Genomic DNA, 20,032 nt, shown 5'->3' on the forward strand with positions numbered 1-20,032 from the left:
ACTCGAGCATAGGAGCGCCTGTGACCTGCACGGATGACGTCACCGAGGGCAAGATCCTGCTGGCCGAGTACGACCGACTCAAGGAGGAACAGAAGACCCGTATAGGGTTTCGCGACAACCTGCTCTACTTCACGCTCGCCGCAGCCACTGCGGTTGTGGCGATCACCACCCAGAGCGGACAGTCGCGGCTGTTGCTCTCCGTCCCCGCGATCTGTCTGATCCTGGGCTGGACCTACCTGGTCAACGACGAGAAGATCTCGGCGATCGGCTGCTACGTCCGCGACCGGCTGGGACCGCGCCTAGGGGAACTCACCTCCGCCCACGGCGCAGTGTTCGGCTGGGAGATCTACCATCGCAACGTTGCGGGCCGCACAGTGCGCAAGCGGCTTCAAACTGCGGTGGACCTGTTCACGTACCTGGTCCTGCCCATGGTCTGCACGACCGCGTTCTGGTGCTCTCCCGTCGTTCAGCCCCTGCCCATGCTCGCTTCTCTCGGGCAGACGCTCGCCCTGGCTGTACTGGGCTGGCAATTCCTGCGCCGTACGGAGCGGTAGCACCAGGCCTCGCCAGGCACGCGTACGATACCTCCGGCCGCGCCCCGGCGTACGGACCCGCCGTAGCGGCAGTACTTCGCAGTGCAACCCCTTGTGCGAGTTCACTGCCACCGGTGGCACGAGCTATACCCGACGATGAGCAGCACGGGCTGTGCACCCCGCCGGCCCGTCCCAGCCTTCCCTGGCCATCCCCGGCGAAGCAATCGTCCGGAATCCGCATCGATGCCGGACGCAGCTCTGCGATGATCACAGCGTTCCGAGGCAGGCGACCGGGAGACCTGATGGCTGATACCGATGACGCAGTGGACGGCAGTGCGGACGAGCCTCTGGGACGAGCCTCCTATCTGCTCGAAGGGCGGCGGGTGCTACTTTCCGACCTCGTCCGCGCCGGCCTGCTGAGCGCGGGGACGCACCTCACTTTCCGGCAGCGGCGGGCCGGGCAGGAACACCTCGCTCAGGTGACCGCAGACGGCAGGATCCAGCTGAGTGACGGCCAGCGGTTCAAGTCTCCTTCGGCGGCAGCAGCCGCCGCCACGGGGCGCGGGCCCTACGACGGCTGGACAGCCTGGGCACTGGACGACGGCACCCTGCTGGACGTTGTGCGGCAGAGGCTCCTGGACACGGCGGCGGAGCTGCCGCCTTCCGGCGATGTCTCGGCGGCAGACTCCGCCGCCCGGCACGCCCGTTTGAAGGACGCCCGGAGGCAGGCGGACGCCGACGCACCGGTCACAGTCACCGTCCGGGACCTGCTGGGCTGGTGGGGGGCATCCCGGCGCGGCTACCTGGTGACCGAGCGGGTAGCCGCCGAGCTGGCCAACCACGGCCTGTCCACAGTGCCGGACTTCGCAGCCGTGGGGATCGATGACCGGGTCACCTTGACCGGTCCGTCCGGAGACACCGAGAACGGGGAGGAGGCGGCCGAGGAGGGGCTGGGGGCGGGGCAGGAGGAGCCGAGGGAATCCGGCACACCGGGGCCTGGCGCCACCTCCGGCGATGAGGAATACAAGGAGGAGCCCGTCCAGGGCCAGACGGTCGGCAACCTGCCCTCGGCCCTCAAGGGAGTGGTGTCGGTTTCCTCCTCGGCGAGCTTCGAGGAGGCGTTCACCAAAATGCGGCTCAACGGGTACTCGCAACTGCCGGTGCTGAACGGGCCTCGGAACCTGCGGGGTGCCGTCACCTGGGAATCCATCGCTCGCGCGCGCTACGCGCACTCGGAGGCTCCTTTCTCCGATGCCATCGTCCCCGCTCACGCGGTCAGCTATGCCGACCACCTGATCGACGTCCTGCCCGATCTGGAGCGGTTCGGCTTCCTCCTGGTCAAGGACCAGACGAGTCAGATCGCCGGCATCATCACCGTCGCCGACGTGGCCGCGGAATACGGCGCCACGGCCCGGCCATTCCTGCTCATCGGAGACCTCGACCGGCAACTGCGACGGGCCATCTCGGAGGGTCTGGACCTCACGGAGGTGGTCGCGCTCTGCGATCCGGACGGACGCCGGAAGCTCACGACCTTCGATCAGCTGTCCTACGGGGATTACCAGCAGGTCCTGGGCAATCAGGAACAGTGGGACAAGCTGGGCTGGCCACTGGACCGCAAGTCCTTCATCGCCCGCCTCGACGAGCTGCGCGAGATCCGCAATGAACTGATGCATTTCAACGACAAGGACAAGGCCGGCGACTCGGCCATACCAATGCTCCGCAATATGATCGACCTCCTGCGCGAGCACGGCGGCTGAGGCGAGGCGGTCACCCGGCTCCGGCCGGGTGACCGCTGCACAGAGACGGTCTCCCGCCCGGGTGACCGCAGGGCGTCGAAAGCTTCCACTCCGCCATGGAACCCTCCCTGTAATAGAGACTGTCTTACAGTGGGGCCATGAAGCCGATCCGAGCCGGGACCACTGAGAACATCTCCGTGTCCATGCCCACCGAGCTGGTCAGCGAACTCCGCTCCCGAACCGGTCGCCGCGGGCTGTCCAGCTACATCACCGAGGCTGTCAGGCACCAGCTCGCCATGGACGGGCTCGCTGAGATCGTCGCGGCCCACGAGGAAGAGCACGGCGCGCTCACGGAGCAGGAGGTCGAAGCCGCTCGTCGCGAGCTGTTCGGGGACGAGGACGCCGAGCTGGGCGCCGCGTGAAGGAGCAGCCGGCCCGCTCGCTGGTGCTCGACTCCGAAGCTCTGTCCCTGCTCCTACGCAATGACCGCAAGATGGCGGCCCGCATCGAGGCGGCCCGGCAGGTCGGGGTCCCCATCCTCGTGTCCGCACTGACCATCGTTGAGGCTGTGCAGGGAAAAACCGATCTGGCGCGCTTGAAGTGGGTGCTCTCCCGATTGCGGGTGGAACCGGTCAGTCAGAAGGATTCCCTGACGGCCGTGGCGCTGCTTCGGGACGCAGGCGGGCTGCACGGGCACAAGTACGCGATCGACGCCCTCGTCGCCGCGCTCGCGCTCCGCGTCCCGGCCCCCGTGATCGTCCTGACCTCCGACCGGGACGACTGGTCGAAGCTCTGCGGGAAGCACGTGATCATCAGAGACGTATAAGCACCGCCGACTACCGGGTTCGCGAGTTCATTGGCACCAGTGACAGCTGCTGTACCCCACGCTGAGCAGCACCGGCACGCCCCGGCGGCGCGCCTCGGCGAACGCCTCGGGGGCCCACGGCCACCAGTCGACCGGGTTGTCGGCGTGCTGGAGGAGGTAGGGGGACGTCTCGTGCGCCAGACGGTTCGGCATGGGTCCATCCTCCCCCACACGGCCCGCATCGCCGGGAGGCACCGGCCCCGTGCCGGAAGATTGCGGCCGCGATCGGCGACTGAGGGCCGGCGCCGGACGCGTGCGCGGACGGATGCGCGCTGGTGCTGGACCGGGGCATGGAGCCGGAGCCGGGGTGGCAGGCATGGCGGCTCGGCATGATGCCGAGCCGCCGGGCCCGCGAGGTCATGGCGGTGCTGCCCGCCTCATGACCGCCGGTGCGCTCCGTGACTCCCGGGGCTCCGCCCCGAGCGTCAGGCGCTGGAGGGGCTGGAGGCGCTGGATTCCGCCTCCGCACCCTCCTTGGGGGTCTCCTCGAAGTCGACCTTCTGCATGTGCTTGTTCATCGACTTCATCAGCATCCACACGGCCGCGCCGAGGGCTGCGAAGACGATGAAGCCGAGGACGCCCGGCGTCACCTTGTCCTTGTCGAGCTCCTTGGCGAACTCGAAGACGGGCGACGCGTGCGTCAGGGCGAGGGAGCTGGTCACGCTCATCATGGGCTCAATTGTTGCGGATGCCCGCGAAGAGGTCGTCCTCGGGGAGGGAGGTGTCCACCAGAGACTTGGCCAGCTCGTACTCCTCGGTCGGCCAGACCTCCTTCTGGATCTCCATCGGGACGCGGAACCAGCCACCGTCGGGATCGATCTGGGTGCGGTGCGCGATCAGCGCCTTGTCCCGGATCTCGAAGAAGTCCGCGCACGGGACGTAGGTGGTCAGGGTGCGCTCGCGCCGCTGGAACTCCTTCCACCGCTCCAGCCACTCGCCGTACGGCGACTCCAGGCCGCGCGCCAGCAGCGCCTCGTGCAGGGCCGTGGTGCGCGGCCGGTTGAAGCCCTGGTTGTAGTAGAGCTTCTGCGGCTGCCAGGGCTCGCCGGTGCCCGGGTACTTCTCCGGGTCCCCGGCGGCGTCGAAGGCCACCATCGTGATCTTGTGGGTCATGATGTGGTCCGGGTGCGGGTAGCCGCCGTTCTCGTCGTAGGTGGTGATCACCTGCGGCCGGAACTCGCGGATCAGCTTCACCAGGCGGCCGGCGGCCTCCTCGACGTCCTCCAGCGCGAAGCAGCCCTCGGGCAGCGGCGGCAGCGGGTCGCCCTCGGGCAGCCCGGAGTCGACGAAGCCCAGCCACTCCTGCTTGACCCCGAGGATCTCGCGCGCCTCGTCCATCTCCTTGGCGCGGACCTCGTGGATGTGCTCCTCGATGTAGGCGTCCCCCTGGAGCTTGGGGTTGAGGATGGAGCCGCGCTCTCCGCCCGTGCAGGTGACGACCAGCACGTCCACCCCCTCGGAAACGTACTTCGCCATGGTCGCCGCGCCCTTGCTCGACTCGTCGTCGGGGTGTGCGTGCACGGCCATCAGTCGCAGCTGCTCAGTCAAGGCTCGATCCTCAGTGATTCGTCGCGATACTTCGTCGGCCGCCCCGGGGTGGCGGTGGGCGGTGGGCGGGCGGCTTCTATAGTGACCCAGACCAGGGGCGAAAAATTCCGTGTCCCATCAGGAGGACGATCATGGCGACGGTGCCGGCGGGTGTACCGGACGGGCGCTACGGCCGGTCGGCCGATGAGCGCGCCGACCGGAAGCTCAAGATCGTCGGCGCGGTGCTCGGCGCCCTGCTGCTCGCGGTGATCGGCTGGTTCGGCTACTCCTACATCGCCGGCACGGACGTCAGCGGCCGGCTGATCAGCTTCAAGGTGGTCTCCGACGACGCCGTCGAGGTCCATCTGGAGGTCCGCAAGGACAAGGGCACCACGGGTGTCTGCACCCTCCGCTCACTCGCCGAGGACGGCTCCGAGGTGGGCTGGAAGGACTTCACCTTCGCCCAGCGCCAGGAGCAGGTGGACGAGGTCGTCACCCTCCGCACCACCGCCCGCGCCACCAACGCCGAGCTGGTCGGCTGCAAGACCGCCTCGGACGACTGAGCGGCGCCGGCAAGGCCCTTTCGGGCCGGGCTCGGCCCGGGGCGGCGAGGCAGCGCATCTACGCGTTCGATACGTCACGCTCCTCCCCCTTTGGCCCCGGAATTGTTAGGCTCGTGGTTTCGCCCCGCTGGGAAGGCGCACCCTTCTGAGTAGGGCGTTCATTTGTATTCCCAGTACCGCTGTATTCCCAGTACCGACGAGGAGCACCTGTGACCCAGACCAGCGAGAACGTCACCTGGCTGACCCAGGAGGCGTACGACCAGCTCAAGGCCGAGCTGGAGTACCTGTCGGGTCCCGCACGTGTCGAGATCGCGAAGAAGATCGAGGCCGCCCGGGAGGAGGGTGACCTGCGGGAGAACGGCGGGTACCACGCCGCCAAGGAGGAGCAGGGCAAGCAGGAGCTCCGCGTGCGCCAGCTGACCCAGCTCCTGCAGCACGCCAAGGTCGGCGAGGCCCCGGCGGACACCGGCGTGGTCGCCCCCGGCATGGTCGTCACGATCGCCTTCGACGGCGACCCGGACGACACTCTCAGCTTCCTGCTGGCCTCCCGCGAGTACGCGAGCTCGGACATCGAGACCTATTCGCCGCAGTCCCCGCTGGGCTCGGGTGTGAACGGCAAGAAGGTCGGCGAGGACGCCATGTACGAACTGCCGAACGGCAAGACCGCGTCGGTGCGCATCCTGGAGGCCAAGCCCTACCAGGCGTGACGCCGGCTTCGACGGAGACGCACGGGACCCCTGGCGCGGGCGCGCCGGGGGTTTCGTGCGTCTGGGCGTCCATCACCGGACGTCCGCCCCCGGGCCTCCGCCCTCCGGCATCCGCCCGCGGGCCCAGCCGGCCGGGGACTCAGCCGGCCGCTGAGCGGTACCGGCGCACCGCCAGGGTGCGGAAGACCGCCAGGATCAGCAGAGACCAGAGCACCGAGGCCAGGACCGGGTGACGCATGGGCCAGGCATCCGGGACCGGGTAGCCGGGCGGCAGATTGCCGAACAGCTCGCGGCACGCCTGCACGGTGGTGCTGAACGGGTTCCACTCCGCGATGTGCCGCACCACGCCCGTCATGTTCTCCGACGGGACGAAGGCGTTGGAGACGAAGATCATCGGAAAGGCCCAGATCAGCCCGCCCGAGGTGGCGGCCTCCGGGCTGCGCACCGACAGGCCGATGAGCGCACCGATCCAGGAGAAGGCGTAGCCGAGAAGGAGCAGCAGCCCGAATCCGGCGAGCCCGCTGAGGATCCCCTGATCGAGCCGCCAGCCCACGATGAACCCGATCGACGCCATCACCAGCAGCGTGAACGCGGTCTGCACCAGATCCGAGAGAGTGCGGCCGGTGAGCACCGCGCCGCGCGCCATCGGCAGCGACCGGAAGCGGTCGACGAGGCCCTTGGACATGTCCTCGGCGACGCCGGAGCTCGCCCCGGCGGTGGCGAAGGTGACGGTCTGCGCGAAGGTGCCCGCCATCAGGAACCGGCGGTAGGTCTCCGGGTCGGTGTCCCCCGCGACGTCGATCGAGCCGCCGAAGACGTAGGCGAACAACACCATGCACATGATCGGCTGGATCAGCCCGAAGACCACCAGTTCCGGCATCCGGGACATGCGGATCAGGTTGCGCCCGGCGATGACGAGCGAGTCGTGCACGGACTGCGCCACCCGGCCACGCCGGCGCCGGTCCGCGGGCGCGTCCGCGGACCGGGTCCCGGTCCGGTCGATGACGGTCATCCGCCGGCCTCCCCGCTCGGCTCGCCCTCCGGGACGGCGTCGGCGCGCCGGCCGGTGAGCGAGAGGAACACGTCGTCCAGGGTCGGGCGGCGCAGCCCGATGTCGTCGATCTCCACCCCGCGGCTGTCCAGCTCGCGGATGACCTCGGCCAGCAGCCGGGCGCCGCCGCTGATCCGGGCGGTCACCTTGCGGGTGTGCTCCCACACCGCGGTCTCCCCCTCGCCGAGGGCGCGCAGCACCGCTTCGGCGGTGCCGAGCCGCGACCGCTCGCGCACCACGACCTCCACCCACTCCCCGCCGGTGCGGGCCTTGAGCTGGTCGGAGGTGCCGCGGGCGATGACCTGACCGTGGTCCACGACGGCGATGTCGTGCGCGAGGTGGTCGGCCTCCTCCAGGTACTGGGTGGTGAGCAGCATCGTGGTGCCCTGGGCCACCAGGTCCCGGATGACGTCCCACAGTGCCTGCCGGTTGCGCGGGTCCAGGCCGGTGGTGGGCTCGTCCATGAACATCACCGGCGGGCGGACGACCAGGGCGGCAGCGAGGTCCAGGCGGCGGCGCATGCCGCCGGAGTAGGTCTTGGCGATACGGTCGGCGGAGGCGGTCAGGTCGAACCGCTCCAGCAGCTCGGCCGCGCGGGCCTTCGCGGCACGCCCGCTCAGCTGGTGGAGCCGGCCGACCATCCGCAGGTTCTCCCGGCCGGTCAGGTACTCGTCGACCGCGGCGAACTGCCCGGACAGCCCGATCGATCTGCGGACCTCGCCGGGATGCCGGAGGACGTCCACGCCGGCCACGACCGCCCGCCCACGGTCCGGTCTCAGCAGCGTCGTCAGCACGCGCACCGCGGTGGTCTTCCCGGCGCCGTTCGCGCCGAGCAGCCCGAGCACGGTGCCTTCCGGCACGTCGAGATCGACGCCGTCCAATGCCCTGACCTGGCCGAAGTGCTTCACCAGACCTTCGGCATAGATGGCGCCCGGCATACAGCCCCCATCGGTCGTGGTGCCTCACCGCGTCGATCGTATGCGCGCAGCCACGCTCCGGCATCGGCTGCACACCCACGGTTACGGCATCTGGCCCGCCCGACCGCTCGTGCGGAGGCCCCGGCTACCGCGTCCGCTCCCCCATCGCCTACCGCGCCATGATCACCGCGTCCCGGTCACTGCATCACGATGTAGCCCGCCTCGCCGAGCGCCTTGGCGACCTCGGCGCAGTGCTCCGGGCCCTTCGTCTCCAGATGCAGCTCCACCTCCGCCTCGGTGAGCCCCAGCCGCGGATCGGTCCGTACGTGGCTGACGTCGAGCACATTGGCGTCCAGCACCGACAACACGCCCAGCAGGGTGGCGAGCGCCCCGGGCCGGTCGGTCAGCCGCAGCCGCAGCGACAGGTAGCGGCCCGCGGCGGCCATGCCGTGCCGCAGGATGCGCTGCATCAGCAGCGGGTCCACGTTGCCGCCGGACAGCACCGCCACCACCGGGCCGGAGAAGGCGTCCGGCTCCGACAGCAGGGCCGCCACCGGGCTGGCGCCGGCCGGCTCCACGACCAGCTTGGCCCGCTCCAGGCAGAGCAGCAGCGCGCTGGAGAGCGCGTCCTCGGAGACCGTGCGGACCTCGTCGACCAGACGGCCGATGATCTGGAACGGCACGTCGCCGGGGCGGCCCACCTTGATGCCGTCGGCCATCGTGGCCGGCGCCTCGATGGACACCGGACGGCCTGCGGCCAGCGAGGGCGGGTAGGCGGCGGCGCCCGCGGCCTGCACACCCACGATCCGTACGTCCGGCCGCAGCGCCTTCACCGCGACCGCGATGCCGGCGGCCAGACCGCCGCCGCCGACGCCCACCACGATGGTGCGCACCTCGGGGCACTGCTCCAGGATCTCCAGGCCCACGGTGCCCTGGCCGGCGATGATGTCGGGGTGGTCGAAGGGGTGGATGAAGACCGCGCCGGTCTGCCGCGCGTACTCCTGGGCGGCCCGCAGCGTCTCGTCCACCACCTGTCCGTGCAGCCGCACCTCGGCGCCGTACTCGCGGGTCGCGGCCACTTTCGGCAGCGGTGCGCCCTGCGGCATGAAGACGGTGGAGCGCACATTGAGCAGCGCCGCCGCCAGCGCCACGCCCTGCGCGTGGTTGCCGGCGCTGGCCGCCACCACGCCCGCCGCCCGCTCCCCCGGGGTCAGCCCGGCGATCCGCACATAGGCGCCGCGGACCTTGAAGGAGCCGGTGCGCTGCAGGTTCTCGCACTTGAGGTGCACCGGCGAGCCGATCAGCCCGGTCAGGAAGCGGCTTCCCTCCAGCGCCGTGGTGCGGGAGATCCCGGTCAGGATCCGCTGCGCCGCGCGCACGTCGTCGAGGGTGATCGGGGGCGCCCCGGTGGGCACGTGCGGGGTGCCGTCGGCCGTGGCCCCGTCCCCGTCACGAACACTTTCAGCCATGGATCAAGTCTGGCAGCTCGCCGCGGCCGGGCGCGCGCCCGTCGTTTTCCGGACGGCAGGTTTGTGCAGCGCGGGTACGGGTAAGGCCGCGGCCGCGTACTCTGTGCCCCATCCCACAGACCACCGCACGAAGTGAGCCCCAGGCCATGCCCACCTCATCGGACATGACGACTCAACTCGACACGACGCCGGACCCGAACGTCCTCGACGTCCTTCAGCACCAGGTCGCCCTCTTCGCCCGCCGCGCCGAGCAGACCCGTCTCGGCGGCGTCGGCCAGGCCCGCAACTCCATGGACCGGGCCGCCTACCTGCTGCTCAACCGCTTGGACCAGGACGGGCCGATGGGGGTCAAGGCGCTCGCCGCGGGCATGGGCATCGACTCCTCCACGGTGACCCGGCAGGTCGCGCCGCTGGTCGACTCCGGCATGGTCAAGCGCACCTCGCACCCGGAGGACGGCCGGGCGGTCGTCCTCCAGCTGTCCCCGCGCGGCAAGACCCGGCTGGAGGAAGTACGGTCCTCCCGGCGCGAGTTGATGGCTCTGGTGACCGAGGAGTGGACAGCGGAAGAGCGCGATGTCTTCTGCGATCTGCTGACCCGTTTCAACGTCGCGCTGTCCGACATCCTCAGCCCGCTGCCGCAGCCCGCTCCCGCCTCTTGACCGGCGGCCGCTCCCTGCCGTGTCCTGAAAAGCACCTGGCCTGTCGTGAGGTGGTGACGGCACACCGGGAGGCGGGGAGGCGCGGTGCGAGAGCGGCGAGCGGAGCAGGGACGCCGCCGGGCCCGGGAGTTCGACGGATTCGTCGCGGGCGCCGGAGGGCGGCTGCTGCATGCCGCCGCGCTGCTGACCGGTGAGCCCCCGGACCGCTGCCCGGCCGCCGAAGCCCTGCTGACCCACGCGCTCGCCCGCACCTACGCGGCCTGGGATGGGCTGCGCGGCGAGGACCCGTACGACCGCGCCCGCCAGGAGCTGGTGGCCCGCTTCGCCCGCACCGGCCGGCGGCACCGGGAGCCACGCGGGGGCCGGCTGGACCGGCTCACCCCGCAGGAGCGGCTGGTGGTGGTGGTCCGGCTGTACGAGGGCGTCGCCGAGGAACAGGCCGCCGCCCTGCTCGGGCTGTCCGCCGACCGGGTCCGCGCGATCTGCGCCCGCGCGGTGGCCGCCCTGCTCACCGCCGCCCGCCACGACCGGTCCGGTCTGCCGCTGCGCGCACCCCGGACCGCCCCATGAGCCGACCGGGTCGCGCGGGGATCAGGGGCAGCGGCCGACCGGCTCGCGTGCGGGACGGATGCCCGGGGCGGACCGGACCGGGAGCAGGGCCGGGCGCCATGAGCCGACCGGATCATCAAGGGCATCTCGCGCCATGAGCGGGCTGGACCGCAAGGAGGACGAGGTGCGCCGGCTGCTGGACCGGCCGCCCCGCCCGGTGCTGCCGCCCCGGCTGGCGGCCGCGGCCGCCGAACGCGGTGACCGCCTGCTGCGGCGCCGCCGGGCGGCGCGGCTCGCGGGTTGGTGGCTGCTGTGCGCCGCCGTGCTCGCGTTCGCGGTGTGGGCGGCGGCGGTGGAGCCGTGGCAGGCACCACCGACGGACACCACCCCGCCGCTGGACGGCTGGTGACCGAGGCACGCGTCACGGCCCCGGCCCCCGAGGCGCACGCGCGGCCCGGCGCTGGGCCGGGCCGCGACGCGGCCTCGGGCCGATCCCGATCGTCAGCCCAGCGCCTGCGTGAGGTCCGCGAGCAGGTCGTCCGCCGACTCGATGCCGACCGACAGCCGGACCAGGTCGGCGGGCACCTCCAGCGCCGAACCGGCCGCCGAGGCGTGCGTCATCCGGCCCGGGTGCTCGATCAGCGACTCCACGCCGCCCAGCGACTCACCGAGGGTGAACAGCCGCGCCCGGTTGCACACCTCGACCGCCGCCTCCTCGCCGCCCGCGACCTGGAAGGAGATCATGCCGCCGAAGTTCTTCATCTGCTTGGCGGCGATCTCGTGCCCGGGGTGCTCCGGCAGGCCCGGGTAGAGCACGCGGGTCACCTTGGGGTGCCGGGTGAGCATCTCGGCGATCCGGGTGGCGTTCTCGCTGTGCCGGTCCATCCGGACGGCCAGCGTCTTGATGCCGCGCAGCACGATCCAGGAGTCGAAGGGTCCGGCGACCGCGCCCATCGCGTTCTGGTGGTAGGCGAGTTCCTCGCCCAGCGCGGCGTCCGCGGTGACCAGCGCGCCGCCGACGACGTCCGAGTGGCCGCCCATGTACTTCGTCAGCGAGTGCACGACGATGTCCGCGCCCAGCGCCAGGGGCTGCTGGAGGTAGGGGCTGGCGAAGGTGTTGTCGACGACCAGCCTGGCGCCGGCCGCGCGGGCGATGTCCGCGACGGCGGCGATGTCGGTGATGCCGAGCAGCGGGTTGGAAGGGGTCTCCACCCAGATGACCTTGGTCTTGTCGGTCAGCGCGGCCCGTACCGAGTCCGGGTCGGAGGTGTCGGCGACCGACCACTCCACGCCCCACCGGGAGACGACCTTGGCGAACAGCCGGAACGTTCCGCCGTAGGCGTCGTTCGGGATGACGACGTGGTCGCCGGGGACCAGGAGGGTGCGCAGCAGGCAGTCCTCGGCGGCCAGCCCGGAGGCGAAGGCGAGCCCACGGCGGCCGCCCTCCAGGGCCGCCAGGTTCTCCTCCAGCGCGGTGCGGGTGGGGTTGGCGGAACGGCTGTACTCATAGCCGCCGCGCAGGCCGCCCACGCCGTCCTGCTTGTACGTGGACACCTGGTAGATCGGGGGGACGACGGCGCCGGTGAGCGGGTCCGCCTCCTGTCCCGCGTGGATGGCGAGCGTCTCGAAATTCTGTGACGCGTGCTGCTGATGGCTCTGCTGGTCGGTCATGTGCCCGAGCGTAGTGCCCGTCGGCGGTCCCGGTCGGCGACCGGCCTGCATACGCTGTACTGCGAGCACACCACCGGCACAGCATGAGGCAGAGCGTCGGCGCGGCACCAGGCGGCGCGTCGGGCACAGCGTCAGGCACGCCACCGCTACGGGGACAGGTCACAGGGGTCACAGGTCATGGAACTACTCATCATCCTGATCGGCATCGTCATGATCGGCGCCGTGCTCGTCGTGCCCGCCGTGCGGCGGGCGCGCGCCGGGAAGGCGGTCCAGCGCGGCGGCGCGCTCGCCGAGGACCTCAGCGCGTACGGCTTCCTGCCCGCGGAGCGCCTCGACCCGCGGCTGCCCGGCCCCGACCCGCGGCTGACCGAGGTGCTCTCCGAGCTCCGCGGCAGCCAGGAGTGGGAGTCCGCCGCCCGGCTGCTGGCCCTCACCGACACCGCCTCGGAGCAGCGCTGGCAGCGCGTGCAGACCCTGGCCGGGGCCGCCGCGCACGAGCTGGCCCAGTCGCCCGGCCAGGGCGGTGTGTGGCTGCGGACCTGGCGGGTGCAGGCTCCCGAGGACCCGGGCGGCGCGGCGCTGCAGGCCCAGTTCCTGGTGGTCCAGGCGCTGCGCGACCCGTCCTCCGAGGACTTCCGGATGATCATGGAGGAGGCCCGTACGGTCTGTGCCGAGGCGGCCCGGCTGGCCCCCGGCGACCCGATCCCGCTCATCATCGAGCTGGCCGTCGCGCGGGGCCTGGCCTACCGCGAGGCGGACTTCCAGGAGCTGTGGGCCAGGGTGCACGAGCTCGCGCCCCAGCACATGGGCGCCCACCTGGCCGCGCTCTCCTACTGGTCGCAGAAGTGGCACGGCTCGCAGGAGCAGGCCGAGAGCTTCGCCCGGAGGGTGGCGGCCTCCGCGCCCGAGGGCAGCCTGCTCTCCGCCCTTCCTCTCTTCGCCGTCTTCGACCACCTGCCCGAGGTGAACCTGGTCGGCACGCTCTTCCAGAGCGCGGTGATCACCGAGGCCATCGAGGGCGCCCGCTACGCCGTCCACCACGCCCCGGCCGACCATCCGATGGCGCCGCACGTCCGGCACCTGCTCGCCTGGTTCCTGATCCAGGCCGAGCGGTACGGGGAGGCGATCGAGCAGCTGCGGCATGTGGACGGGCACGTCGGCGCGCTGCCGTGGTCCTTCCACGCGGACCCGGCATCGGCCTACGCGGCCCACCGCGCGGTCGCGGTGGCCGGCTGGGAGCGCCGCGGCGGCACCGCCGCCCAGCTCCCCCGCCCCTGACCGGCCGGCTCAGGGGGGTCCGACGGGTCTCCGCGGCGTCGCGGCCACCCACCGGACACGCCCGAGGCCTCCGCTCCGCCCGGAATCGAGCGGCACCCCGCAACGTTCCACCAGACGTACGCCACCAAGCCCGTCGCCCCTCCCCCTCCATCCCGCCCGCGAGGAGTCCAGATGCTGTTCAGCCGGCACGAGAACCGCCTCCCCTCCGCCGAGGAAGCCCTCCGGGGCCGCGCAGAGCCGGAGTTCTCCGTCCCCGAGCGCCACACCGTCCTGGGCAACGCCCTGGCCGGCCCCTACCCGGCCGGGCTGGCCGTCGCCGACTTCGGGCTGGGCTGCTTCTGGGGCGCCGAGCGGAAGTTCTGGCAGGCCCCGGGCGTGTGGACCACCCTCGTCGGCTACCAGGGCGGCCACACGCTCAACCCGACCTACGAAGAGGTGTGCAGCGGCCTGACCGGCCACACCGAGGCCGTCCGCGTCGTCTTCGACCCGTCCGCCGTCTCCTACGGCACCCTGCTCAAGCTGTTCTGGGAGTCCCACGACCCCACCCAGGGCTTCCGTCAGGGCAACGACGTCGGCACCCAGTACCGCTCCGCGATCTACACCCACTCCGAGCAGCACCAGAAGGAGGCCGAGGCGTCCCGCGCCGCCTACCAGTCCGTGCTGACCGCCTCCGGCTACGGCGACATCACCACCGAGATCCTCCCCGCCGGCCCCTTCTACCCCGCCGAGCCGTACCACCAGCAGTACCTCGACAAGAACCCGGCAGGCTACTGCGGCATCGGCGGAACGGGCGTCTCCTGCCCGATCGGCATCGCCCCCGCCGGCGGCTGAATTGCCACTCGTCCCCCCAGCCGCCTGCCACCGTCACGGCCCTCCGCCAGACCATCACGCACATCGCACCCGTCGCGCTGCCTGCCTTCACACGAGAGCTGGATCAGGCCGCAGATCAGTCCCGCCAGAGTTCGGACCTGGCCCCGCTCCAGCGGTTCATCGCCCAGTGGGCTGTCTACGTCCATATCCAGCGGCAGCCGAAACTCGCGAAGGAGCTCCGACACTGGGAGCACACCGCCGAGACGGGTGACGCTACGCAGGCCCGACGCGCCGCGTCCGCGATCGGCAAGATCCTGGACGACGCGCACACCGCCCTCGCCCTGCCTCCGCAGTGAGCAGCGACTGGACCCCGACCGGGCGGCCTGCGTCGTATGGACGCCTCAGATGGCTGGTTCTACTTCGTGGGGGCACCCGGACACCATCCGGACCGTGATCGTCCCCCGCCGACAGCTGAAATCGTCCGTCCTCACTCGTTCGGAGGTGTCCGACGGAGAGGGTTGGGCGGACGGGGCGGGGCCCGGCACGGTGTGCCGGGCCCCGGGGTGGTGGGCGGGTCAGTCCGTGGTGCAGGCGGAGACGACCACGCCGGGCACGTCGACGGTGACGGTCTGCGGGCCGACCACGATGGTCTTCTGCTGGCCGTCGGTGCCGGTGCCCGTCGCGGTCACCTTGACGGAGGCGCTGGCCGCGGTGTCGGAGGTCACCTTGATCGCGGCGCCTATCCGGCCGTCGGGGCAGGCGGACTTGGTCAGCACGACCGGCTGCACGGAGACATCCGTGGTGGCCTCCGCCTTGAGGGTCACGTTCAGCATCGGGGTGGTGGGCGTGCAGGACGCGTCGAGACAGACCTCGACCGGGACGGACGGGACGACCACCGGTCCGACGGTGAGGGTGACCGTGTTGCCGACCGCCGAGGCCGGGGTTGTGAGGGCAGCCAGGGGAAGCACGCCGAGGGCGATGACACCGAGCACCTTGGCACCGCGATGCTGAATTCTCATGACTCTCCCGTTCGATTGCCGACGACCGTCGCCGGACGCGGCAAAGACTGGCCAGCGGGGAATTCGCAGGTCAAGGAAGGCCGGACGTCGCGGAGATCACGCGGTGGGGTGGATTCGGAATTCGCCGGCGGGGGCACGACCGGCGCCTTGTCCGTATTTCTCCAGGGCCTTTTCCGCCGGGCCCGGAGCATCCGCGCGCTCCGGGCCCCGAGCGGTCACCGAGCACGCTTTTCCAGCGGTCACGGTGATGCCGCGTCAGCGGACAGTCCATCTCCCGTTGAGGACCCGCGGCCGGATCCGGTGCCGGGCGATCTCGGTGAGCCCCTCCAGGTCGGCGACGACGGACAGCTCGCCGAACGCGGCGCGTAACCACACCTCGGCGCCCGCCAGACCGGACGGCACCGGGTACGCCGTCCCGTCGAACGTGACGGTGCCGTCCTCGGCGACCTGGGCCGGGCGGCCGAGCCCGGCGGTGTAGGGGGCGGCAGGCAGCGGGTGCAGCCGCGCGCGCTCCGCCGCGGCCCGCTCGAGCGGGGCCCGGAGGTTGCTCCGTTCGGTGAACGCGGCGCAGTCCGTGCGCAGTTCCGTGAACGACGGGTACTCCCGGCGCAGCTCCGCCTCGGTGGGCACCAGCTCCGGCGCGGCGATCCGCACCTCGGAGAGCCTGCCGCCACCGGCCGACTCCGGTTCGTACGGAGCGCACACGCGGACCTGGGTGCCGTAGTGCCGTCCCGCCGCGACCAGGTCCGGGTGCCGGATGCCGGCGTGGTGGCGCGGCCGGGTCAGCAGATAGGTCGGCGCGCCGCCCAGGGCGCGGAGCGTGGTGTCCAGGGCGCAGGTCACCGTGGCCAGGGACCGGTCCCAGCAGGGGATGACGACCCGCAGCCGCGACCAGGGCAGCCAGGCGCAGAACAGCGCGGTGCGGCGCCACTCGCCGTCGGGCCCCGGCACCGCCGGGCCCTCGCCCCAGTCGAACTGCAGCCACAGGCCCGGCTCGCTGATCCAGGGCCGGAAGGTCCGCCGGTTGCCGGCCCGCCAGCGGGTCTTGGCGTCGGAGACGGCACGGCGGGTGGTGCGTTCGCTGCCGGTGTAGCCCATGGCCAGCAGCCGCTGGTACGCGCGGACGGCGCTGATGTGTCCCTCGGAGCGGTCCACCCACTCCTCGATCTTCTCCATGTACGCGTCGATCTCCCGGGAGCGGCGGGACGGGCCGGTCACCGGGCGGCCGGCGTCGCGCGCGGCCACATACCGCCGCACGGTCTTCGGATCGCAGCCGGCCACGCGCGCGGCTGAGTGCGCGCACTCCGTGGCGTCGTAGGCCACCAGGATCTCGATGATTTCCTCGTCCGACTTCTTCATGGCCGCTCCACGGAGACAGGGGGGAGGGAAGGGGCGGGGAAGGAAGGTAAGTCGGCGGGGCGGTCGGGGCGGGGCGGCATGGGCCGCGCAGGGCAGAGGAGCATCGGATTGCTTTCCGTGTGGAATGGGCTTGGGTTTCGCGGCGGCGCGTTTCGTCGCGCGGCCGGATCAGCCCGGCAGTTCGGCCACGTCGTGCGGGCGGGTCCGCAGCGGCCAGGCGCGGTCCGGCCGCCTGGGCTCGGTGTGCGCGGCCCGGCTCGGCGGACGGACCGGGGTGCCGGGTGCGGGGCCGGCCATCCGCTGCGTCTGATCGGCGCCGCCCGGCTCCACGGAGAAGTGGCGCGGCCCGAGTGGCAGCGGCCCGCCGCCCGGTGGGTGGCGATGCGAGGCCGAGAGCGCGGCCGCTGCCTGGTGCGCGGCAGACGCGGGCCGCTGGAAGGCCGGCACGCCACCGTCGGCCCGTACGCAGCCACCCGGCGGGCACGGCCACGCTGGGGCGGGGCCGGGGCCGCAGTCGGGGCAGGGAGCGGAGTCCGCGCCGGATGTCGCCTTGGCCGGGGACGAGTCGCAGGAGCCGGGCGGGCCGCAGGGGCCGACCGGGTGCGCCCGGCCGCCGTCGCCGTCACCGGGGCCGGGCTCGGACGGGCCGGGCAGCGTGGACAGGGCCGGGGGAAGCGGCGGCGCGGGCAGCCCCGCCTCGGTGGCGGGCGCCTCCACGGGAGGCAGGCGGTTTGGCAGTTCAGCCGGCAGATGGCCGGGCACATGGCCTGGTGGATGGCCCGGCAAACGGCTTGGCAGGTGGCTTGGGAGGTGGCCGGGCGCCTGGCCGGGAAGACCGTGCGGGAGCCGCTCCGGCCGGCCGGGCAGACCACCCGGGCCTGCCGGGCGACCCGGGCCGCCCGGGCCGCCCGGAAACCCTTCGGGAGGGCCGGGCCGGCCGTGCGGCAGCCCCTTCGGCACGCCGGGCCGTGCGGGGCCTCCGATTCCGGGTGGCGGCAGGCCACCACCCGGACCGGAACCGGCCTTCCGGGCCCCGGCCTTGCCCGCCGTCCCACCGAACCGCCCGGCGGTCTCGGGGAGGGCACGCCGCACCGGCGGCGCCGCCTCGCTCACCACGCTCACCGCGTCCGCCGACCGCGCCGACCCTGCCGACGGAGCGGATCGGGCGGGCGGCGCCTGCGGTGGCGCCGCATGGTGGACCGTCGCGCTCGCGCCGCCGCCGACGGGATCAGGGGTGGTGCCGCGGGCCTGAGACGCCTGTGCCCGTCCGGCGAGAACCGTGAACAGGACGAGGAGCGCGCCGAACAGGAGCAACACCAGGCCCAGGCGCTTCGCGGCGGCCGTACACCGGGTCAGGCGCATGCCGGTGGCAGCGGAGGCACACGCCGTCACGGTGAGGTCCTCCCCCTTGGCTCACGAAACGCGCGGAGTACGCCCGTATCGAACACGAACGCTCCAGCGGGGCGCAACCCCCCGCAACTCCCCGCTCACGCTGCGGTGTTGTGGCCTCGGCGGCGCCGGCGCGGCGAGGGTGATTCGGGAGCCGACGGCGGGGCTGACGGCGGGGCCGACGGCCGACCGCGCGGACGCCCGCACGCACTACTGTGAGATGCCATGCGACCAGCGCCTTTGGACATCCGGAGCGACCGCGCCGAGGACGTGCTCACGCTCGCCCGGCTGGCGGCCAGGCGTCGGGCGGTGCGCGAGATCATCGCGTGGCTGGCCCGGCGCACCGCGGGGGTGGTAGCGGTGGTCGGGCCGGAGGGCGAGGTGCTCGCGTCGGCGTCGGAGGCGCCGCCCGCGGGAGGCACGCTCGCCCTCGCCGGCTCGGCCGCCGCCGATCTGCACCGGCGCGGCACGCCGTCGGCCGTCCTGGGCGGCTCGATCGCGGGCGCGGACGGGGCGGAGGGCCGGACGGGCAGAGTCCATCTGGTCAGCCTCGGATGTGAGGGAGCGGCCGGGGCGTCCCCGTACCTCGCCGTCGTCGAACCGGCCGACGGCACCCGGACGTCGAGCGTGCTGCTGGCCGACACCGCCCGCACCCTCGCCCTGTGCTGGCGCGTGGAGGAGGCCGAACGCCACCGGCGGCGGGTGGAGTTCGCCGAGGCGCACAGCCGGGAGGCGGTGCTCCATCTGCTGATGGTGGGCAGCGTGCCCGCCGCCCAGCGGATCGCCGCGGCGCTGGGCCGGGCGCTGCCCGGCCTCAACCGGGTCTACGTGGTGGAGTGCCCCGGCCATCGGCGCCGGGAGATAGCGGAGCAGATCGCGCGCGCCGCGCGCGGCCTGGCGTGGATCGTGCCCTGCCCGGTGCGTCCCCAGCATCTGGTCGCGCTGGTGCCCGCCGAGGCGGATCAGGAAGCGGGTCGGGAGACGGGCCGGGAGACGGGTCGGGAGACGGGTCGGGAGGATGATCCGGATCGGGAGCGGCGGCTGGACCGGCTGATCACCCGGCGGATCCCCTCCTGCCGGGTCGGGGTGAGCGCCGCGGTCCCGCTGCGGGACACACCGGTCGGCTACGAGCAGGCGTTCCACGCGCTGGCGGTGGCGCGCAACTCTCCCGAGGGCTGCGCCAGTTTCGGACGGCACACCGACAGCTCGGTGCTGTCCACCCCCGAGGGACGTGCCTGGGCGGCGGAGCTGCTGGGCCCCTGCCTGCGGCACGTCCCGTCCCGGCGTGCCGACCCCGGCCCGCAGGAGCTGCTCGGCACGCTCGGCTCCTGGTTGAGCTTCGGCGGCGCCGCCACGCTGCATCTGAAGATCCACCGCAACACGCTCGCCGCCCGGATGCGGCAGCTGGACGACCTGCTGGGGCTGGACCTGGGGCGCAGTCTGGCCGATCAGTCCGCGGCCTGGCTGGCGCTCCAGCTCCACTCCACGGCTCACTGGCATGCCCCTGCCGCGCCCGGGGGGCCGGCGACTCTGGAAGCGGTACTGGGCACCCCGGCCGCCGGGATCTGGGCGCGGACCCAACTCGATCCCCTGGAGCGGGCGAAGGTGACCGCCGGCCCGGAGACCGTGCGGGCCTGGCTGGCGGCCGACGCCCGGCTCCCGGCGGCGGCCGGCGCGCTGGGCATCTCGCTGCCCGGCGCCCGGAAGCGGCTGGCCAGGGCGGAAGAGGCGCTGGGGCGCTCGCTGCTGCGGGCCCCGAGCGCGAAGTACGAGCTCTGGCTGGCGATGCGGGCGCTGCGCCGGCTGTGACCGGGCCTGGCAGCCTTGCGCCGCCCGGTGGGCCGCGGCCTGGCACCCTCGCTCCGCCGGTGAGCCGGGGCCTGACAGCCTCGCGTCGCCGGTGAGCCCAGCCCGGCCGACCCTGTGACCG

At 72.5% G+C, this 20,032-nt stretch carries 22 protein-coding genes and 1 pseudogene; 13 read left to right on the top strand and 10 right to left on the bottom strand.

Annotated features, from left to right (window positions below):
* Window positions 1-20: 20 nt before the first annotated feature.
* From AC4BDD_RS10225 to AC4BDD_RS10240, 4 genes are all read left to right on the top strand, one after another.
* Window positions 21-554 carry a hypothetical protein gene (locus AC4BDD_RS10225; protein ID WP_490690680.1) on the top strand — a complete coding sequence of 178 codons (534 nt, stop codon included), beginning with the start codon at window positions 21-23 and terminating at the stop codon, window positions 552-554.
* A gap of 281 nt (window positions 555-835) precedes the next feature.
* Entirely contained in the window at window positions 836-2,290 is a 1,455-nt protein-coding gene (locus tag AC4BDD_RS10230; RefSeq protein ID WP_490690681.1) for a restriction system modified-DNA reader domain-containing protein, read from the top strand.
* Window positions 2,291-2,427: 137 nt separating this feature from the next.
* Window positions 2,428-2,691, top strand: coding sequence for a hypothetical protein (locus tag AC4BDD_RS10235; protein WP_490690682.1), 264 nt, complete (start codon window positions 2,428-2,430; stop codon window positions 2,689-2,691).
* Window positions 2,688-3,095, top strand: a complete 408-nt coding sequence (locus tag AC4BDD_RS10240) for a PIN domain-containing protein (RefSeq protein ID WP_490690683.1) — start codon at window positions 2,688-2,690, stop codon at window positions 3,093-3,095. Before AC4BDD_RS10235 ends, AC4BDD_RS10240 begins: the two co-directional genes overlap by 4 nt.
* A 33-nt stretch (window positions 3,096-3,128) precedes the next feature.
* On the opposite strand, the pseudogene AC4BDD_RS10245 reads toward AC4BDD_RS10240, so the two are convergent.
* The 3 genes and pseudogenes from AC4BDD_RS10245 to mca all read right to left on the bottom strand — a co-directional run.
* A pseudogene (locus AC4BDD_RS10245) lies at window positions 3,129-3,287 on the bottom strand (DUF255 domain-containing protein); the annotation flags it as partial.
* Between the two features lie 272 nt (window positions 3,288-3,559).
* The gene (locus AC4BDD_RS10250; RefSeq protein WP_490690684.1) at window positions 3,560-3,805 is read right to left on the bottom strand and encodes a hypothetical protein; all 246 of its coding nucleotides are present in this window, start codon (window positions 3,803-3,805) and stop codon (window positions 3,560-3,562) included.
* 4 nt (window positions 3,806-3,809) lie between these two features.
* Window positions 3,810-4,682: a mycothiol conjugate amidase Mca gene (mca, locus tag AC4BDD_RS10255; RefSeq protein WP_490690685.1), complete on the bottom strand. Its 873-nt coding sequence runs from the start codon at window positions 4,680-4,682 to the stop codon at window positions 3,810-3,812.
* A 131-nt stretch (window positions 4,683-4,813) separates the two neighbouring features.
* Between mca and AC4BDD_RS10260 the strand changes: the two genes are divergently transcribed.
* Both AC4BDD_RS10260 and greA read left to right on the top strand, forming a co-directional pair.
* The gene (locus AC4BDD_RS10260; RefSeq protein ID WP_490690686.1) at window positions 4,814-5,224 is read left to right on the top strand and encodes a DUF4307 domain-containing protein; all 411 of its coding nucleotides are present in this window, start codon (window positions 4,814-4,816) and stop codon (window positions 5,222-5,224) included.
* A gap of 209 nt (window positions 5,225-5,433) precedes the next feature.
* Complete coding sequence (gene greA / locus AC4BDD_RS10265; protein ID WP_490690687.1) at window positions 5,434-5,931, top strand: transcription elongation factor GreA; 498 nt, start codon at window positions 5,434-5,436, stop codon at window positions 5,929-5,931.
* Window positions 5,932-6,070: 139 nt separating this feature from the next.
* Here the strand turns inward: greA and AC4BDD_RS10270 are convergent, their stop codons facing one another.
* From AC4BDD_RS10270 to ilvA, 3 genes are all read right to left on the bottom strand, one after another.
* Window positions 6,071-6,943, bottom strand: coding sequence for an ABC transporter permease (locus AC4BDD_RS10270; protein WP_490690688.1), 873 nt, complete (start codon window positions 6,941-6,943; stop codon window positions 6,071-6,073).
* Entirely contained in the window at window positions 6,940-7,920 is a 981-nt protein-coding gene (locus AC4BDD_RS10275) for an ATP-binding cassette domain-containing protein (protein ID WP_490690689.1), read from the bottom strand. The genes AC4BDD_RS10270 and AC4BDD_RS10275 overlap by 4 nt, the downstream gene beginning before the upstream one ends.
* A gap of 176 nt (window positions 7,921-8,096) precedes the next feature.
* A complete protein-coding gene (gene ilvA / locus AC4BDD_RS10280; protein WP_490690690.1) occupies window positions 8,097-9,368 on the bottom strand; it encodes a threonine ammonia-lyase in 1,272 nt (423 codons plus the stop codon).
* A gap of 146 nt (window positions 9,369-9,514) precedes the next feature.
* On the opposite strand from ilvA, the gene AC4BDD_RS10285 reads away from it, so the two are divergent.
* From AC4BDD_RS10285 to AC4BDD_RS10295, 3 genes are all read left to right on the top strand, one after another.
* Entirely contained in the window at window positions 9,515-10,027 is a 513-nt protein-coding gene (locus tag AC4BDD_RS10285; RefSeq protein ID WP_490690691.1) for a MarR family winged helix-turn-helix transcriptional regulator, read from the top strand.
* Between the two features lie 84 nt (window positions 10,028-10,111).
* The gene (locus AC4BDD_RS10290; protein WP_490690692.1) at window positions 10,112-10,597 is read left to right on the top strand and encodes a sigma factor-like helix-turn-helix DNA-binding protein; all 486 of its coding nucleotides are present in this window, start codon (window positions 10,112-10,114) and stop codon (window positions 10,595-10,597) included.
* Window positions 10,598-10,730: 133 nt separating this feature from the next.
* Window positions 10,731-10,985 (top strand): hypothetical protein, encoded by a 255-nt coding sequence (locus AC4BDD_RS10295; RefSeq protein WP_490690693.1) that lies wholly within the window; start codon window positions 10,731-10,733, stop codon window positions 10,983-10,985.
* 92 nt (window positions 10,986-11,077) lie between these two features.
* Here the strand turns inward: AC4BDD_RS10295 and AC4BDD_RS10300 are convergent, their stop codons facing one another.
* Window positions 11,078-12,247: a cystathionine gamma-synthase gene (locus AC4BDD_RS10300; RefSeq protein ID WP_490690694.1), complete on the bottom strand. Its 1,170-nt coding sequence runs from the start codon at window positions 12,245-12,247 to the stop codon at window positions 11,078-11,080.
* A 177-nt stretch (window positions 12,248-12,424) separates the two neighbouring features.
* Here AC4BDD_RS10300 and AC4BDD_RS10305 point away from each other — a divergent pair, with 177 nt between their 5' ends.
* The 3 genes from AC4BDD_RS10305 to AC4BDD_RS10315 all read left to right on the top strand — a co-directional run bounded on the left by AC4BDD_RS10305 (window position 12,425) and on the right by AC4BDD_RS10315 (window position 14,691).
* A complete protein-coding gene (locus tag AC4BDD_RS10305; RefSeq protein WP_490690695.1) occupies window positions 12,425-13,525 on the top strand; it encodes a tetratricopeptide repeat protein in 1,101 nt (366 codons plus the stop codon).
* Window positions 13,526-13,696: 171 nt separating this feature from the next.
* Window positions 13,697-14,356, top strand: a complete 660-nt coding sequence (msrA, locus tag AC4BDD_RS10310; protein WP_490690696.1) for a peptide-methionine (S)-S-oxide reductase MsrA — start codon at window positions 13,697-13,699, stop codon at window positions 14,354-14,356.
* Window positions 14,353-14,691, top strand: coding sequence for a DUF6247 family protein (locus AC4BDD_RS10315; protein ID WP_490691728.1), 339 nt, complete (start codon window positions 14,353-14,355; stop codon window positions 14,689-14,691). Before msrA ends, AC4BDD_RS10315 begins: the two co-directional genes overlap by 4 nt.
* Window positions 14,692-14,910: 219 nt before the next feature.
* Here the strand turns inward: AC4BDD_RS10315 and AC4BDD_RS10320 are convergent, their stop codons facing one another.
* The 3 genes from AC4BDD_RS10320 to AC4BDD_RS10330 all read right to left on the bottom strand — a co-directional run bounded on the left by AC4BDD_RS10320 (window position 14,911) and on the right by AC4BDD_RS10330 (window position 17,430).
* Window positions 14,911-15,354: a hypothetical protein gene (locus AC4BDD_RS10320; RefSeq protein ID WP_490690697.1), complete on the bottom strand. Its 444-nt coding sequence runs from the start codon at window positions 15,352-15,354 to the stop codon at window positions 14,911-14,913.
* A 255-nt stretch (window positions 15,355-15,609) separates the two neighbouring features.
* Window positions 15,610-16,713, bottom strand: coding sequence for a Mu transposase domain-containing protein (locus AC4BDD_RS10325; RefSeq protein WP_490690698.1), 1,104 nt, complete (start codon window positions 16,711-16,713; stop codon window positions 15,610-15,612).
* Between the two features lie 168 nt (window positions 16,714-16,881).
* Entirely contained in the window at window positions 16,882-17,430 is a 549-nt protein-coding gene (locus tag AC4BDD_RS10330; RefSeq protein WP_490690699.1) for a hypothetical protein, read from the bottom strand.
* 897 nt (window positions 17,431-18,327) lie between these two features.
* On the opposite strand from AC4BDD_RS10330, the gene AC4BDD_RS10335 reads away from it, so the two are divergent.
* Window positions 18,328-19,911, top strand: coding sequence for a helix-turn-helix domain-containing protein (locus AC4BDD_RS10335; protein WP_490690700.1), 1,584 nt, complete (start codon window positions 18,328-18,330; stop codon window positions 19,909-19,911).
* Window positions 19,912-20,032: the final 121 nt, after the last annotated feature.

Source organism: Streptomyces sp. JLBT605, from assembly GCF_058215555.1.

Coding starts and splice junctions, on each gene's coding strand:
- AC4BDD_RS10285 (WP_490690691.1), top strand. CDS start 9,515: ATGCCCACCTCATCGGACATGACGACTCAACTCGACACGACGCCGGAC.
- AC4BDD_RS10305 (WP_490690695.1), top strand. CDS start 12,425: ATGGAACTACTCATCATCCTGATCGGCATCGTCATGATCGGCGCCGTG.
- AC4BDD_RS10275 (WP_490690689.1), bottom strand. CDS start 7,920: ATGCCGGGCGCCATCTATGCCGAAGGTCTGGTGAAGCACTTCGGCCAG.
- AC4BDD_RS10260 (WP_490690686.1), top strand. CDS start 4,814: ATGGCGACGGTGCCGGCGGGTGTACCGGACGGGCGCTACGGCCGGTCG.
- AC4BDD_RS10335 (WP_490690700.1), top strand. CDS start 18,328: ATGCGACCAGCGCCTTTGGACATCCGGAGCGACCGCGCCGAGGACGTG.
- AC4BDD_RS10295 (WP_490690693.1), top strand. CDS start 10,731: ATGAGCGGGCTGGACCGCAAGGAGGACGAGGTGCGCCGGCTGCTGGAC.
- AC4BDD_RS10325 (WP_490690698.1), bottom strand. CDS start 16,713: ATGAAGAAGTCGGACGAGGAAATCATCGAGATCCTGGTGGCCTACGAC.
- AC4BDD_RS10235 (WP_490690682.1), top strand. CDS start 2,428: ATGAAGCCGATCCGAGCCGGGACCACTGAGAACATCTCCGTGTCCATG.
- AC4BDD_RS10320 (WP_490690697.1), bottom strand. CDS start 15,354: ATGAGAATTCAGCATCGCGGTGCCAAGGTGCTCGGTGTCATCGCCCTC.
- AC4BDD_RS10230 (WP_490690681.1), top strand. CDS start 836: ATGGCTGATACCGATGACGCAGTGGACGGCAGTGCGGACGAGCCTCTG.
- ilvA (WP_490690690.1), bottom strand. CDS start 9,368: ATGGCTGAAAGTGTTCGTGACGGGGACGGGGCCACGGCCGACGGCACC.
- AC4BDD_RS10270 (WP_490690688.1), bottom strand. CDS start 6,943: ATGACCGTCATCGACCGGACCGGGACCCGGTCCGCGGACGCGCCCGCG.
- AC4BDD_RS10250 (WP_490690684.1), bottom strand. CDS start 3,805: ATGATGAGCGTGACCAGCTCCCTCGCCCTGACGCACGCGTCGCCCGTC.
- msrA (WP_490690696.1), top strand. CDS start 13,697: ATGCTGTTCAGCCGGCACGAGAACCGCCTCCCCTCCGCCGAGGAAGCC.
- AC4BDD_RS10300 (WP_490690694.1), bottom strand. CDS start 12,247: ATGACCGACCAGCAGAGCCATCAGCAGCACGCGTCACAGAATTTCGAG.